Raw genomic sequence first — 14,479 nt, 5'->3', positions numbered from 1 at the left:
ATGATTTCGAAAGCACCTTTCACTCTTATCATACAAAGAGACAAAAAACTCCCCTTGCTACAGGTTTGGCACCTTTGCGCAGACCAGAATGTCTTTGCAGGTTGCCGGGCTTCATAGGGCCTGACCCCTCCACCAGCTCGGGATAAGAGTATCCGTTCATCTACCCATGTTACGGAAATTATCGATTTATGTCAATTCTTTTTGGTATTTCGCATACAAATACTTCAAAACGTATTTGCACCCAGTTTTTTATCGAGCATGCCCGATAAATCCCTTTAAAAAATCTGTGGCATCCGCTGAATGAAGTTAATTAGTTGCAGTTTTAAATAGTATAGACTATTATTCTTAATGTGTTATACTAATTAAAAATATGATGTCACCCACTGAATGTGACTATATCAAAAGGATGGTAGATGACTATGATATCTGCGAAAATGAGCGACAAACTTAAAGATCTTCTGTCAGGTAAAAACGTAAAAATACAGCTTTCCGTTCCACAGCTTGTTGAAAAGGCAACAGCACGTGGGGAAGCACAATTGACTGCTGATGGTGCAGTCACAGCTCAAACGGGCAAGTATACGGGTCGCTCCCCTAAGGATAAATACATCGTTGAGGAAGCATCTACAAAAGACAAAATTGATTGGGGCAACGTAAACCGCCCGATTTCTTCTGATATTTTTGATTCACTATATAACAAAGTCATTAACCACTTAAAGGACAATGATGAGCTATTCGTTTTCAAAGGATTTGCAGGTGCTGACCCAGCTTCACGCCTAGCTATTCAAGTCGTCAATGAGTTCGCATGGCATAACTTGTTCGTTCATAACTTATTCATCCGTCCAACAACAGAAGAATTGTTGACACATGAAGCACAATTCACAATCGTTTCAGCTCCTACCTTCAAAGCAGACCCTGCTGTTGATGGGACGAATTCAGAGACATTCATCATCGTGTCTATGGAAAAACGAATTGTCTTAATTGGTGGAACTGAATACGCTGGTGAAATGAAAAAATCAATCTTCTCTATCATGAACTACCTGCTTCCAGAGAAAGATATACTACCCATGCACTGTTCGGCAAACGTTGGAGAAGACGGTGATGTTGCTTTATTCTTCGGGCTTTCCGGCACAGGTAAAACAACGCTTTCTGCAGATGCAGACCGTAAACTAATCGGTGATGATGAGCATGGCTGGTCTGATAATGGAGTCTTCAATATCGAAGGCGGCTGCTACGCAAAATGCATTAATTTATCACAAGAAAAAGAACCTGAAATCTTTGGTGCCATCCGTTTCGGTTCCGTTTTAGAAAACGTTGTTGTCGATCCTGACACGCGTATTCCAGATTATAATGATGGTTCATTAACTGAAAATACACGTGCGGCTTACCCAATTCAAGCTATCGATAACATCGTCGATCCTTCTGTTGCGGGTCATCCGAAAACTATTGTCTTCTTAACAGCAGATGCATTCGGCGTGTTGCCTCCGATTTCGAAATTGACAAAAGAACAGGCTATGTACCACTTCCTAAGCGGTTTCACATCGAAGCTTGCGGGAACTGAGCGTGGTATTACATCACCTGAAGCAACATTCTCAACATGCTTCGGTTCACCATTCCTACCACTGCATGCAACAGTTTACGCTGAGATGCTTGGTAAAAAAATCGATGAGCATGATGCACAAGTATTTCTTGTCAACACAGGCTGGACTGGCGGCGTATATGGCGTTGGAAAGCGGATGGATCTGAAACACACACGCGCAATGGTATGTGCAGCACTTACAGGACAGTTAAACGATGTTGAAACGACTACAAACGATGTATTCGGACTTGCAATGCCAACTGCCATCGAAGGTGTTCCAGCTGAAGTCTTGAACCCACGTAATGCATGGGCTGACGGTACTGCTTATGATGTAAAGGCGAATGAATTAGCAGATTTGTTCCGTGAAAACTTCAAGAAATTCGGTACAGTTACCGAAGAGATTTCCCTTAAAGGCGGACCTATTGCTTGACAATATAAAAGAGTGTAGCACATTTCACATGTGCTACACTCTTTTTCGTTTATTTGAATAGATTCACTATTGTATTTCCTTCCGAAACGACTTTACTGCATCCTTTTTAGTCATAAAAAACGAGTTTATTATCATCGTGCCCTACTATTTACAGACGGGCTGTTTCTTTCTTCCCTCGCGCCCTCATCCACATACATAAATCCCTCACTAACTGGGCATTTACTGTAGGAGGGATGAAATGCGTATACTCTGGAAAATACCAAGTGTCATAGACTTTGTCATGTTGACGAAGGGCATCTTCCAGTAGCACGGCCTGATGAAAGGATACGTTGTTATCCTGCAAACCATGAATAATAAGGACTTGTGCATCAATATCATCAACATGGAGCAATGCTGTGCGCTTTCGATATTCATCTGGCAGATTGTTCGGTGTACCGCCAATGACCCGTTTCATCATACGCCGCATATCCTTGCGTTCCTTATATGTAAAAACGATGTCAGACACGCCTGCCCATGTAACGACAGATGCAATATCATCGCGTAAAATGGCGGTCCACAATGCCATAATGCCACCACGTGAAAAGGCAAACAAGTGGATTTTTTCTTGATTCATCTTTGGATGCTGCTTCAGCACATCAACTGCATTTACTGCATCGTGACGATCAGCTCCTGCAAACTCGTCGCGTCCCTCACCGCCGCGATTGCCACGATAATAAGGTGCAAAGACGACAAATCCCTGCGATGCAAACTGTGCGATACGCGCCGGACGAACCATTCCGACATGCTGCATACCACCTCGCAAATAGATAATACCTTCATAATCCCCATCAGCTATCGGCTCCGCCATCAGCCCTTTGACCCGTAGTCCATCTGACCAATAAGTAATTTCCTCAAGCCCAACATGAGGGTTTGGCGAAGGATACGGCCTACGATGAACAATGGTGCCATCACGCTTCATGGTCTTCTACTCGCTTTCTAATGATTTCCATTCCCGTCCCCTTCATATGAAAACTCAATTCCTCAGACTGATCCAGTTCGTCGCTTGTTAACCACATCGCGCCTTCAGTTTCATGAAGAGTCGGTTGTTCGTCAATCTGGGTAACTTTCCCCGTAAATACGGCCTTACAAAATGTACTATCGCTGTGCACGACATATTCGGCGACTTTAACAAGATCCGTAATCGTCACACCTGTTTCCTCCATCATTTCACGAATCGCCGCCTCCTCGATAGACTCCCCTTCTTCCGCCTTGCCTCCAGGAAATTCAATGCCTCGAATTGAATGTCGCGTCAGCAACCATTTCCCCTTATATTTTAGTACGACAAGTACATGTCGAGCCTCCATACCAAGGTGATTATCCCCGAATGTCAGCTCCACACGCCCGCCGTTTACATCATTAAATTCCAGCATTGCCATCACGTCCTTTCGTTTAGTTTAACGAAAGTAAGGTAATTTCTCAATAAACCGCTTCGACTTGTCATCCGTAAACTCATGAATAAGTGCATAGACCTTCATCGTCCGCGTATCAATATCATGATTATCCTTGTCATAGTGATAGGGGACATAAGGCAAATGCGCTCTGAGAAAATTGCGAAACTCCAGTCGATCGACCTGATGGAATAATCGATGAAATACCGGGACATATTCTTCTGTGACATTTACTTCATATTCCCATGGTGAATCATCGGGGTGATGATACACTTGCTGATTCACAACTGACACGTACATTTTATATTTCTCCATGTGAACCCATCCTTTTTTTATTTTTAGGATGGCTCAATCACATACGTTCATACGTATGTGCGCCCAGATTTTTATCGAGCTTGCTCGATAAATTCCCCTAAAAAATCTGTGGCATCCGCTGGAGGCTTTAATTTCACTTAGTAGGATCACTTCCCTACTAAGTGAAATAAAAAAACACGCATCCCCATTTATTGGAAATGCATGTTTATTGTTGATTTACGCTGTAACGTCAATCGTAGTGCCTTTAGTTGGATGAGCTGCTGCCGGCTGGTCTGGTAAAACTTCCAGCATTTCTGTCATTGCACTCGTTTCCATTGAAAGCGTTTTGTTCAAAACGCTCATTTGTACAAGCGATTGCAAACTTCTAAGTTGGCTCGCCATAATCGAATTCATTTCCATTTGCTATCACTCCTTTCACAATCTTATTATCGGTACATCAGGCTCATTTTTAAGGGAATTCAATTATTTATTGCCATCACCCAAAAATGCACGTAGCATCCATTGTTTTTTCAATCGTCTGGTACGTTGCGTTCAATACGTCTTCTGTCATGTTGTTATCCGTTTCTTCAATCTACCGTAATGTCAAATCTCATTTCTTGCACGTTTTTCATTTTACTACCAATCTATACTTTACTATGGTATAATTTACTGACAGAATTTTCTGTTACCCGAAAAGGACGGTGAGGTGAAATTTATGAAACGAAATAGTACTCACATAATTGATATACTATTGCTATTGGTGCCTTTTATATATGGTTATTTAATCAATGCGTTGATACTTCCACTTTATCCATTCATTATGCAAGTAGCATTTCTCATCTTTTGGATTTTTGTAGGTATTCGCTTTTCAAAATGGGCTATTCCGAAATGGAAAAGCTTCTTAATAGCAAATACTTTTTGGTTAATTTCATTCATTTTATTCATTTGGCAATTTATTTTATTGGACGACAGTTCAAGAGATATGAATATAGCATTATTAGTACAGAACTACATGCTTCCATTTGTTTATGGGGCAGCGAGATTACTTCCTTTTTTACAAAGTGGGACAATGATTATGTTTATTGCGTATATTTTCATGTTGATAGCATTTTCTATTGGATTTTTTGTTAAGAGAAAATAACTATGGAAGTCCCTTTGTTATGTTCTTACACATAACAAAGCGATAGAGCAATTACTCTACCGCCTCTCATACATTTTTATTCAGTCCCTTAGGCTTCGGCTACCACTATTAAGGCATCTGCACTTTGTTTCGCGGGTAATTCCTTTTACATAGATTGAAAAGCCTATTCTCTCCTATCTTTCAAGAAATGCACGTAGCATCCATTGATGTTTTTCAATCGTTTGGTACGTGGCATTCAATACGTCTTCTGTCATATCGTCACCCGTTTGTCCGGCCAATTCCATGCCTTTTTTCAATGATTGCATGATTTTACCGTAGTCATTGGCAATGGTCTGTACCATTTCTTCGGCTTTCTCTTGCCCGCTCGCTTCTTTCACAACAGACTGCTCCAAATGTTGTTTCAGCGTAGCAACAGGATTGCTGCCCAATGTTAAAATCCGCTCAGCGATTTCGTCCATATGCAGCGTCGCCTCATTATATAATTCCTCGAATTTTGTATGCAGTGTGAAAAACTGATGGCCCTTGACGTACCAATGATAATTATGCAATTTCGCATACATCACCGACCATGAGGACACTTGGATATTCAATTCCTGAATAAGCTCTTTCGACATAACAAAATCTCTCCTTCTAATTCATCTTCCTGTTAATTTGCCTCAAAAGTCAGTAGAATAAACATAACAGCACGAATAGGGAGTTATTAACTTGAAAACAATTTTAATGGGCATCATCAAATTTTATCAAAAAGTCATTTCACCGTTAACGCCACCCTCATGCCGTTTCTATCCGACCTGTTCACATTACGGAATCGAAGCCATCGACAAGCACGGGGCACTGAAGGGTTCATGGTTGGCGGTTCGTCGTATTTCAAAATGCCATCCCTTTCATGAGGGTGGATTTGACCCCGTTCCGGAGAAAGAGATAGTGGATAAATAGAGACGGTTCGGCATCATTTTGCCGAATCGTTTTTTTAGTTGCCAAATGACGAACTCTCTTGTATGATAATAAAGTTAGTTACCTAAATCGTAACGATTCCTATTAATTAATTGGAGGATATTTACTCATGAATAAAAAAATCATTGTCATCATTTCATTACTGACGATACTACTACTTGCCGCCTGTGGCAATAAAGAAGTGAATATTGAACAACCAACAAACAACAGTGGAGAACTTGCTGTTTACACAACCGTCTATCCACTGCAATATTTCACGGAACGGATCGGTGGCGAGCACGTTGATGTTAAATCCATCTATCCACCTGGTGCAGATGAGCATACATTTGATCCGACTCAAAAAGATATGATGGCACTTGCTGATTCTGATTTATTCTTCTATATTGGCCTTGGCCTAGAAGGTTTTGTAGATAATGCAGAAAAGACATTGAAGAATGAACATGTCACAATGATTGCGACAGCAGAAGGTATTTCTGAAGAGATGCTTGAAGAAGGGCATGGACATGATGAAGAGGGACATGAGCACGAGGATGAAAGTCATGATGAAGCAGGGCATGACCATGGTCCACTTGATCCCCACGTCTGGATTTCTCCAAAACTAAGTGTAGAGCTTGCTACTTCTATCAAAAATTCTTTAATTGAGAAAGCGCCTGACATGGCAGCTGAATTCGAGAAAAACTTCGAACAGTTGAGTGCTGACTTAGTTGAACTAGATGGTAAATTCAAAGAAATGGCTACCGATGCACCATCTAAAACATTCTTTGTTTCCCATGCGGCATTCAGCTATATTGCTGATCCATATGGCCTTGAGCAGGTCGCCATTGCTGGATTGAACTCGCAAAGTGAGCCTTCCCAAAAACAATTGGCAGCACTTGTTGAACAGGCTCAAGAACTGGATGTGCGCTATATCCTATTCGAGCAAAATGTTTCATCCAAACCGACTGAGGTCATACGCAAGGAAATTGGTGCCGAAGCACTGACACTGCATAATTTGGGCGTACTGACGGTGGATGATATGGAACATAATGAGGACTATTTTTCCTTAATGGTACGGAATATCGAAACATTGAGGATAGCGTTAGGTGGAGAATGATTTAAAAGATGCTGTTTTGCATAGCCGAGTTCAATCCGGTGAGCAAGACAGCTTTTTTTGATTGAATGGCTTGTTTCAGCTGTTGCCATGACAGTTATGGAATTTACACCGACAGCTCGACTTTATCAAGATAGCGTCAGAAACAGGGGGTGTAAGAAAAAGGTATTATATTTGTTGACTAATGTTTTTATAAAGTTTAATATTATTGAGAACGTATATTCTTAAACGGGAGGGTTAAAATGAAAAAAACAATTATTTTTGTTTTATTAAATGAGTTTGCTGATTGGGAGTTTAGTTATTTAGCTGCTAAACTAAACGATGCTTCCCTTGGAGCTAAATATGAAGTTAGAACTTTAAGTCTAACTACTGACCCCATTAAATCGATTGGGGGGTTAACTGTTATTCCTGACTACTCAATTACTAATTTCCCTTTGGATTTTTCTGGATTGGTCTTAATAGGTGGTAATTCTTGGCGTAAGGAAGAAAGTAAAATCATAACAGCTATTATTGATAAAGGATTAGAAAACAATATACCTATCGGTGCTATTTGTGATGCTACAACATTTTTGGGGAAAAATCGATACTTAAACAATGTCAAACACACGAGTAATCAACTAGATAACTTAAAGCTATACGCTGGAGATAATTATACTAATGAGCAAGCTTATATTATGGAGCAATCAGTAAGTGATCAAAATATCATCACAGCTAATGGGACGGCAGCACTTGAATTTGCTAAGCAGTATTATTTAACTCTAGAGCCAGAGGTAAAGGATGAAATTGAGCAGTGGTATAATTTCAATAAACTAGGATACTATGAAACATTGAAAAAAATATGAACTAACTGTCCGGTTCTATCTCAGTATAGATAACATAACTCAAACCTAATATTCGGTTTCCCACTAGGTTTGAGTTTTATTATTTTTCTATGTCAATCAAAAATACCCAGAAGTTGATTGTTCGATAAATCTCTAATCGCTTTTATGAAGAAAAAGTGTTTAATTTAGGTCAGTCCACCCATTCCCTCAATTCCCGCCGCAACAACTTATTCGATGCATTTCTTGGCAATTTATCAACAAAGCGGAACTCCTTCGGTACTTTATAGCGTGCTAACCGCTCCTCGCAAAACAATCGCAACTCCTCTGCCGTCACATTACCCGCTGCGACGACAAAGGCTATCGGTACACTTCCCCATTCGGCATGTTCTCGCCCACATACACCCGCTTCACTAACATTCGGATGCGCTACGAGTACATTTTCAATTTCTGCTGGATAAATATTTTCCCCACCTGAAATAATTAAATCTGAACGCCGATCGACAATGTACAAATAGCCTTCTTCGTCGAAATAGCCGATATCCCCCGTTGGCAACCAGCCATCCTCCAACGGATTGACATCTGCAAATCGCCCGATATACCCAGGCGTCACATGTGGACCACGTATTAATACCTCACCTTTATCACCTGTATTCGCCGTATCTTTTATCTTGATTTGATTAAAAAACAGCGGCTTGCCTGCAGAACCCATTTTACGCATCGCATCACCAGCAGCCAAAGTGGCCGTCTGTGAACTTGTTTCTGTCATGCCATACGTTTGAAGCACGGGAATGTTACAAGCAACCGACCGCTCCAAATAATCAACAGGCACTGAGCCACCACCAGCGAGCATCGTTTGGAAGGATGGATGAGCTATCGTATTGTCCTTTTCAAGCTCTCTCAGGATTTTATCCAACGTCAATGACACTACGGACATTCTTGTCACCGAGCCATCGCGGATTTCCGCCGCCGCCCGAATCGCGTCAAATTTTTCGTACAATCTGACTTCCATTCCATACAAAATAGATCGAACGAGAATAGAGAAACCGCTAATATGAAATAATGGCATAGCACACAGCCAAACATCCTTATCATTCAAGCCAAGATTCAAAACAGATGACATTGCACTCGAAACATGATTACCCGCCGTTTGACGAACACCTTTTGGAAAACCTGTCGTGCCCGATGTATACATAATCGTAATGGTCCGATCTGCTGTCCACAGTTCCTGAACGTCAAATTGCTGCTCTACACTTCGGTCAATTGTCGAATAAAGCAACTGGGGGACAGCTGAATCAGCGACAACATGACTCATTTCATCCGCAACAATGACCGCACTAGCTTCTGAATCTTTCAGCTGCCACTCCAATTCTTTCATCGTTAGCCGGCTATTCAACATGACAATTTCAAGTCCTGCTAACATACAGCCATGGATGACGAACACCATCTCCGCGTTCGAAGGACCAAGCAATGCAACGCGTTGTCCTTCCCGCAAATCATTGGCTACCAATTTTCCAGCCAACTGCATCGAACGCTTTTTCAGCTGGGCAAATGTCCATGTTTCATCCTCAAAGGATAGAGCTGTTTTGTCTGGTGTTAAATACGCACGTTGCATTAGCCAGTTTGGAATCATTTTTTCACCCTCCATTCGGAATAAATGAAATGCTCAGCTAGACAAAAAGCTGCCCTGTAATAGGCAGCTTTCTGGTTATCCAGTTTATTAAGGAAAACGTGGGAATTGTCCGAAATCCGGTTGACGTTTTTCTTTAAACGCGTCACGGCCTTCTTTCGCCTCGTCCGTTGTGTAATACAGAAGTGTTGCGTCACCAGCCATTTGTTGCAAGCCTGCAAGGCCATCCGTATCTGCGTTCATTGCTGCTTTGACAAAACGAAGTGCAGTTGGACTCATTGTAAGCATTTCTTCACACCATTGAACGGTTTCGTCTTCCAGTTGCGCATAAGGAACGACTGTATTGACAAGTCCCATATCAAGCGCTTCCTGTGCGTCGTATTGACGGCACAGGAACCAAATTTCACGTGCTTTCTTATGACCAATAATACGTGCCAGGTAACCTGAACCGTAACCCGCGTCGAACGAACCAACTTTTGGTCCTGTTTGTCCGAATCGCGCATTGTCTGCTGCAATCGTCAAGTCACAAACGACGTGTAGCACGTGTCCGCCGCCAATTGCATATCCCGCAACCATTGCCACAACTGGCTTCGGAATCACGCGGATAAGACGCTGTAGGTCAAGTACGTTCAAACGTGGAATTTCGTCATCTCCCACATAGCCACCATGGCCCCGGACAGATTGATCGCCACCTGAACAGAATGCTTTCTCACCTTCACCTGTTAAAACAATAACACCAATGCTCGCGTCATCACGTGCGCGTGAAAATGCATCGATCAATTCCATTACGGTTTTTGGACGGAATGCGTTGCGCACTTCCGGACGGTTAATTGTTATTTTTGCGATACCACTATACTTTTCGTATTTGATATCTTCGTATGTACGAAGTGTTTCCCATTGACGTGTCATATAGACCCTCCTCGATTTTCACTCTATCAATTTTGCCACGGCGAAATTGCGTCCAAATTTTGAATTGTGCCCGCAGGAAGCGGGTATGCGGTCGTTGCGACAGGACGTCGCGAACTTAGACTGCCTACAATTAACTCCCTTCAAAATTTGTGACATCCGCCGGAGGCCTTTAAGTTGAATCAGCAGAGGAGTTCTGCTGATTCAACTTAAAATGTGCTTCTCTACCATTGTAGCAAACACAGCCGGATTTTCCACATGAATTGCATGTCCGACATGGACAATCGTTTCATGGCGAGCATTTGAGAAATAACTCATCATTTCCCGGGCAATATTCACAAATTTTATGTCGAGTTCTCCCGTTATGAGCAAAACAGCAAGATTGAGCGCATGAAGTTGCTGCCAATAGGACGGCTGACTACCAGTCCCAATCCCTCGCAAACTGTTCGCAAGTCCCATTTCACACTGGTTAAGTCGTTCTTCCCTGACCGCTAGCTTCTTTTCTTCTGACAATCCTCGCTGTGAATCAAACAATGGAATACGCTCCCAAAAATCAACAAAGGCCGGCAAGCCATCCGCTACAATTCGATCAGCCAAGCGACTGTCCGCCGCCTTCCGGTCAGCTCGCTCCTCAGCTGTTTTCAACCCCGGAGAAGAACTTTCGAGTATTAGCGATGTCACTCTTCTGGGATACTGAACTGTATAAGCGAGGGCTACGCGGCCTCCCATGGAATAGCCAAGCAATGTGAATCGCTCTAACGATAGCATGTTAAAAAGTGCTTCAAGATCTTCTACTTGCTGTTCCATCGAATAACGCGCTATATCCTCTGGCATCGCTGTTTTCCCATGACCCGTTAAATCTATCGCGACAGTTCGAAATCGACCTTTGAACAGCTCGATGACCTCTTGCCAAGTAGCCGTACTCCCCGTAAAACCATGCAACAAGACAATCGTCGGTAAGCTATCATCATCATTCATCGCCACATGGATATCTATTCCCCGAATGTGCACAAATCGTTCAGACATCGCTATCAAGCCTAGCTGTAATCTGTGCCCACAGCTCACGATGTGCTTGCACATTCACCTGACGATCCGAAAACACTTCAATAATCCGCACTGGCTTGTCTTTCGAACGAACAAGCTCTGCTTGAAATTGTTCTGGCGTCCTCACCGCTGCATATTGTGCATCATACATTTCCGCAATATGATTGAATGTCAACCCCGTCGGCGTACCAAACAACTCTTCAAAATGGTGCGTAACCTCAGATTGCGGAAGATAAGAGAAAATCCCACCACCATCGTTATTCATAATGACAATCGTCAAGTCCATGTCATGAAAGCGACTGACAATCAAACCATTGACATCATGTAAAAACGATAAATCACCAATATACAACCAAGTTGGCCGCTTGCGTGCCGTCTGAATACCAAATGCCGTTGACACAACCCCATCAATGCCATTTGTCCCGCGATTAGCAAAAATCGTGACGTCTTTTGCCGTTGCCCTGAAAAATGTATCGATATCACGAATCGGCATACTGCTCCCACTAACCAGATCACTACCAGCTGGCAAATACTCGATTAGCATTTTTGCAAAGATTCCTTCATCACCAGCGATTCCCTCATAACTGTTTGTCATATCAGATGCTAGCTGATTCGCTGCGGCCCATAACTCCGTATAAGCTGTCTGCGGCTTATCCACAAGCAGTGGAAAAATCGCTGCCGGTGCTGTCTGAATATGGTGCGTGACAACGCCGAGTGCATCCCGAAATTCTGGTGATTCATCCACTGCAATGACAATCGAAGGTCTTACCTTTTTCAAATAAAGGGCTAACGGCTTCGACACAGGTTGTGCACCAAAACGAATAACCGTCTCCGGCATCACCTTGTCACAGAAAACACCGCTTTTTAACAGGGCATCATAGTGATCGATACATAACGCCACACACTGTTCGGGTACCTCTGAACGAAGATTTGATAATGGATCGCACAGTACAGGCCATTGTAGCGCATTGGCAAATTGCCAAAACGCTTCTTTATCGAACCCGACTGGCAGTTCACCAGCAATAATAATTCCCGTCTCAGACTCAGCTAGAATGCCCTTGATTAGTTGTGCTGTATTAGCATCTAAAGTAGCAATACCTGTTAAATGCCGCCGAAATGTCGATGTAGGCGTTGCCCGATCAAAATCAATCAACAACGGTTCTCGGAATGGTACATTCAAGTGAACTGGTCCAAAAGGGGCTGTTATCGCAACTGACAGTGCACGACTAATATGACGATCGATGAAGTCATCAATATCTGAATTTCCTTCTGGTAAAGGCATGTCCACACTATATTTGACGTGCTCTCCATACATGCGAATCTGATCAATCGCTTGCGGTGCACCGACTTCTCTTAATTCATGCGGCCGGTCTGCTGTGATAACAATGAGCGGAACACGCGCATAATAGGCCTCAGTAATAGCTGGGTGGTAATTCGATGCCGCCGTACCAGACGTACAAAGCAGGACAACGGGCTTACCAGATGCTTTCGCAAGACCCAATGCAAAATAAGCAGCTGAACGTTCGTCAACTTGCATATAGACGTCGAGGTTTTCAGTCGAAGCAAATGCATAAGCAAGTGGTGTCGAACGTGAACCTGGACTAATCACAACTGTCGTCACACCTGCATTCATCAATGCTCCGGTCATTCGCCGGACGTAATCCGTCAATACCTCACGGTTATCCATTCAATTTTCCTCCAAGCGCCCGCATAACCGGTCTAAATTTGACCCATGTTTCATCATATTCTTTATCTGGTTCAGAATCTGCTACGATTCCACCGCCTGCGTACAAATACGCACGATCACCATCCAATAGTGCCGAACGAATCGCAACCGCGAATTCCCCGTTCCCCGCCGTATCCGTCCAGCCAATTGGCGCAGCATAATAACCCCGATCCATCTTCTCCTCAGATCGAATCATTTCCATCGATACATTCGTTGGAACCCCACCAAGTGCGGGAGTCGGATGAAGTGCTTGAACTAAAGTAAAAATGTCAGTCCCTTGCTCTACTTGCCCTTCAATCGGTGTGAATAAATGCTGGATATCACGAATCTTCATGAGTTTCGGTGCTTTTGGCATCACGATATTCGTGCAAAACGATTGAAACACCTGAGAAATCATATTAACGACATATTGATGCTCTTCACGGTTTTTACGATCCTCTAATAGTTCCTCACCGAGTGCACGATCCTCCCCTGCTGACTTACCGCGTTTGATAGATCCAGCTACACATGCTGAATACGCCCATCCATCCGATATTTCGATTAAGCGTTCTGGTGTAGCCCCAAAAAATAATTGGCCGTCATTTTGCAAGCCAAAATGATAACTCTCCTGCTGCTCATTTGAAATATGGTAAAGTGCAGTAACAGCCGGTACTTCATCCGCAAAATTTAACTGTACGGAGCGTGCAATAACCACTTTCTCCGCTTCACCGTTATTAATTTTATCTGTCACATCTGCGACAGCCTGCATATACTTGTCCTTTGCGATTTCCTCGATGGAAACAACTTTTGGTTTTGAAAGGAGATTGAACTCCTCTACTTGTGCAATATGGATGAGACGATCACGTTCATCACGTAACCGATCGAACTCTTTCGCTGCTTCACTGCTTTCCGTTACAAGGTTGATGGAAATTGAAGTCTTGCCATTTTTAATGGTCAATTGGAAGGATGGCACAACAAAATAAGCAGAGGGAAATGCTTCCCACTCAGCTTCCTTCACACTTTTCGGATCATATGAAAATCCTCCAAACAGTACGGGTTCCATATCCTTTTCCTCTTTAATAAGCGCGGCACGCAAATGATTCCAGGCTGTCGAAATATATTGGAAGCGCTCCTCAGCACTATCGCTTGTCAGTACAGTCGCATGTCCAATTCCAACCAGCGTCATCGTTTTATCTGCATTTTGCCAATAAAACCGTTTCTCTCTATAACAGGAATCCCCCGCTTCAAAAAATGCAAGTGGTGAAATTCGTCCCGCATCGACGGTTTCCGTAAAAAATCGTACTGCATGATCCTCGATTTTCAATTGAGTTTTGCGGGTAGCGGTCAACTTCCGGTTCATCATTTTCCCTCCGTACATTCATTCAACTAATTATATACTTATACCTTTATACTATCATACCGAATTTTCGACATTTCAGCACATATTAGACCTTCAACATTTGC

Annotated in this window: 15 protein-coding genes and 1 riboswitch; of the genes, 5 read left to right on the top strand and 10 right to left on the bottom strand. The window is 42.8% G+C overall.

Annotated elements, in window-relative coordinates; translation table 11 throughout:
* Positions 1–22: 22 nt before the first annotated feature.
* Positions 23–149, bottom strand: a riboswitch (SAM riboswitch).
* Between the two features lie 270 nt (positions 150–419).
* A complete protein-coding gene (gene pckA / locus N1I80_RS05840) occupies positions 420–2,006 on the top strand; it encodes a phosphoenolpyruvate carboxykinase (ATP) (protein WP_340739976.1) in 1,587 nt (528 codons plus the stop codon).
* Positions 2,007–2,154: 148 nt separating this feature from the next.
* Here pckA and N1I80_RS05835 read toward each other — a convergent pair whose 3' ends face one another.
* The 4 genes from N1I80_RS05835 to N1I80_RS05820 form a co-directional block, all read right to left on the bottom strand.
* The gene (locus N1I80_RS05835; RefSeq protein WP_340736961.1) at positions 2,155–2,964 is read right to left on the bottom strand and encodes an alpha/beta hydrolase family protein; all 810 of its coding nucleotides are present in this window, start codon (positions 2,962–2,964) and stop codon (positions 2,155–2,157) included.
* Positions 2,954–3,415, bottom strand: coding sequence for an NUDIX domain-containing protein (locus N1I80_RS05830; protein WP_340736960.1), 462 nt, complete (start codon positions 3,413–3,415; stop codon positions 2,954–2,956). Before N1I80_RS05830 ends, N1I80_RS05835 begins: the two co-directional genes overlap by 11 nt.
* 24 nt (positions 3,416–3,439) lie before the next feature.
* A complete protein-coding gene (locus tag N1I80_RS05825; RefSeq protein WP_340736959.1) occupies positions 3,440–3,748 on the bottom strand; it encodes a transposase in 309 nt (102 codons plus the stop codon).
* A gap of 216 nt (positions 3,749–3,964) precedes the next feature.
* Positions 3,965–4,147, bottom strand: a complete 183-nt coding sequence (locus N1I80_RS05820; protein ID WP_340736958.1) for a putative motility protein — start codon at positions 4,145–4,147, stop codon at positions 3,965–3,967.
* Positions 4,148–4,442: 295 nt separating this feature from the next.
* Here N1I80_RS05820 and N1I80_RS05815 point away from each other — a divergent pair, with 295 nt between their 5' ends.
* Complete coding sequence (locus N1I80_RS05815; RefSeq protein ID WP_340736957.1) at positions 4,443–4,868, top strand: hypothetical protein; 426 nt, start codon at positions 4,443–4,445, stop codon at positions 4,866–4,868.
* A gap of 173 nt (positions 4,869–5,041) precedes the next feature.
* On the opposite strand, the gene N1I80_RS05810 is transcribed toward N1I80_RS05815, so the two are convergent.
* Positions 5,042–5,482 carry a Dps family protein gene (locus N1I80_RS05810; RefSeq protein ID WP_340736956.1) on the bottom strand — a complete coding sequence of 147 codons (441 nt, stop codon included), beginning with the start codon at positions 5,480–5,482 and terminating at the stop codon, positions 5,042–5,044.
* A 91-nt stretch (positions 5,483–5,573) separates the two neighbouring features.
* Here N1I80_RS05810 and yidD point away from each other — a divergent pair, with 91 nt between their 5' ends.
* The 3 genes from yidD (at position 5,574) to N1I80_RS05795 (ending at position 7,754) form a co-directional block, all read left to right on the top strand.
* The gene (gene yidD / locus N1I80_RS05805) at positions 5,574–5,804 is read left to right on the top strand and encodes a membrane protein insertion efficiency factor YidD (protein ID WP_340736955.1); all 231 of its coding nucleotides are present in this window, start codon (positions 5,574–5,576) and stop codon (positions 5,802–5,804) included.
* A 127-nt stretch (positions 5,805–5,931) separates the two neighbouring features.
* Positions 5,932–6,915 carry a metal ABC transporter solute-binding protein, Zn/Mn family gene (locus tag N1I80_RS05800; RefSeq protein ID WP_340736954.1) on the top strand — a complete coding sequence of 328 codons (984 nt, stop codon included), beginning with the start codon at positions 5,932–5,934 and terminating at the stop codon, positions 6,913–6,915.
* Positions 6,916–7,154: 239 nt separating this feature from the next.
* Complete coding sequence (locus N1I80_RS05795) at positions 7,155–7,754, top strand: DJ-1/PfpI family protein (protein ID WP_340736953.1); 600 nt, start codon at positions 7,155–7,157, stop codon at positions 7,752–7,754.
* Between the two features lie 169 nt (positions 7,755–7,923).
* Here the strand turns inward: N1I80_RS05795 and N1I80_RS05790 are convergent, their stop codons facing one another.
* From N1I80_RS05790 to N1I80_RS05770, 5 genes are all read right to left on the bottom strand, one after another.
* Positions 7,924–9,363: an o-succinylbenzoate--CoA ligase gene (locus tag N1I80_RS05790; RefSeq protein ID WP_340736952.1), complete on the bottom strand. Its 1,440-nt coding sequence runs from the start codon at positions 9,361–9,363 to the stop codon at positions 7,924–7,926.
* Between the two features lie 87 nt (positions 9,364–9,450).
* Positions 9,451–10,269, bottom strand: a complete 819-nt coding sequence (gene menB, locus N1I80_RS05785) for a 1,4-dihydroxy-2-naphthoyl-CoA synthase (RefSeq protein ID WP_203246991.1) — start codon at positions 10,267–10,269, stop codon at positions 9,451–9,453.
* A gap of 201 nt (positions 10,270–10,470) precedes the next feature.
* Positions 10,471–11,292, bottom strand: coding sequence for a 2-succinyl-6-hydroxy-2,4-cyclohexadiene-1-carboxylate synthase (gene menH / locus N1I80_RS05780; RefSeq protein WP_340736951.1), 822 nt, complete (start codon positions 11,290–11,292; stop codon positions 10,471–10,473).
* Positions 11,285–12,997, bottom strand: coding sequence for a 2-succinyl-5-enolpyruvyl-6-hydroxy-3-cyclohexene-1-carboxylic-acid synthase (gene menD, locus N1I80_RS05775; RefSeq protein ID WP_340736950.1), 1,713 nt, complete (start codon positions 12,995–12,997; stop codon positions 11,285–11,287). Before menD ends, menH begins: the two co-directional genes overlap by 8 nt.
* Positions 12,990–14,375: an isochorismate synthase gene (locus N1I80_RS05770; RefSeq protein WP_340736949.1), complete on the bottom strand. Its 1,386-nt coding sequence runs from the start codon at positions 14,373–14,375 to the stop codon at positions 12,990–12,992. The genes menD and N1I80_RS05770 overlap by 8 nt, the downstream gene beginning before the upstream one ends.
* Between the last annotated feature and the right edge of the window lie 104 nt (positions 14,376–14,479).

The organism is Sporosarcina sp. FSL K6-3457 (assembly GCF_038007285.1).
GTDB lineage: Bacteria > Bacillota > Bacilli > Bacillales_A > Planococcaceae > Sporosarcina.
The sequence above is the reverse complement of the archived record's forward strand: the minus strand, read 5'-3'. Positions and strand labels throughout refer to the sequence as shown.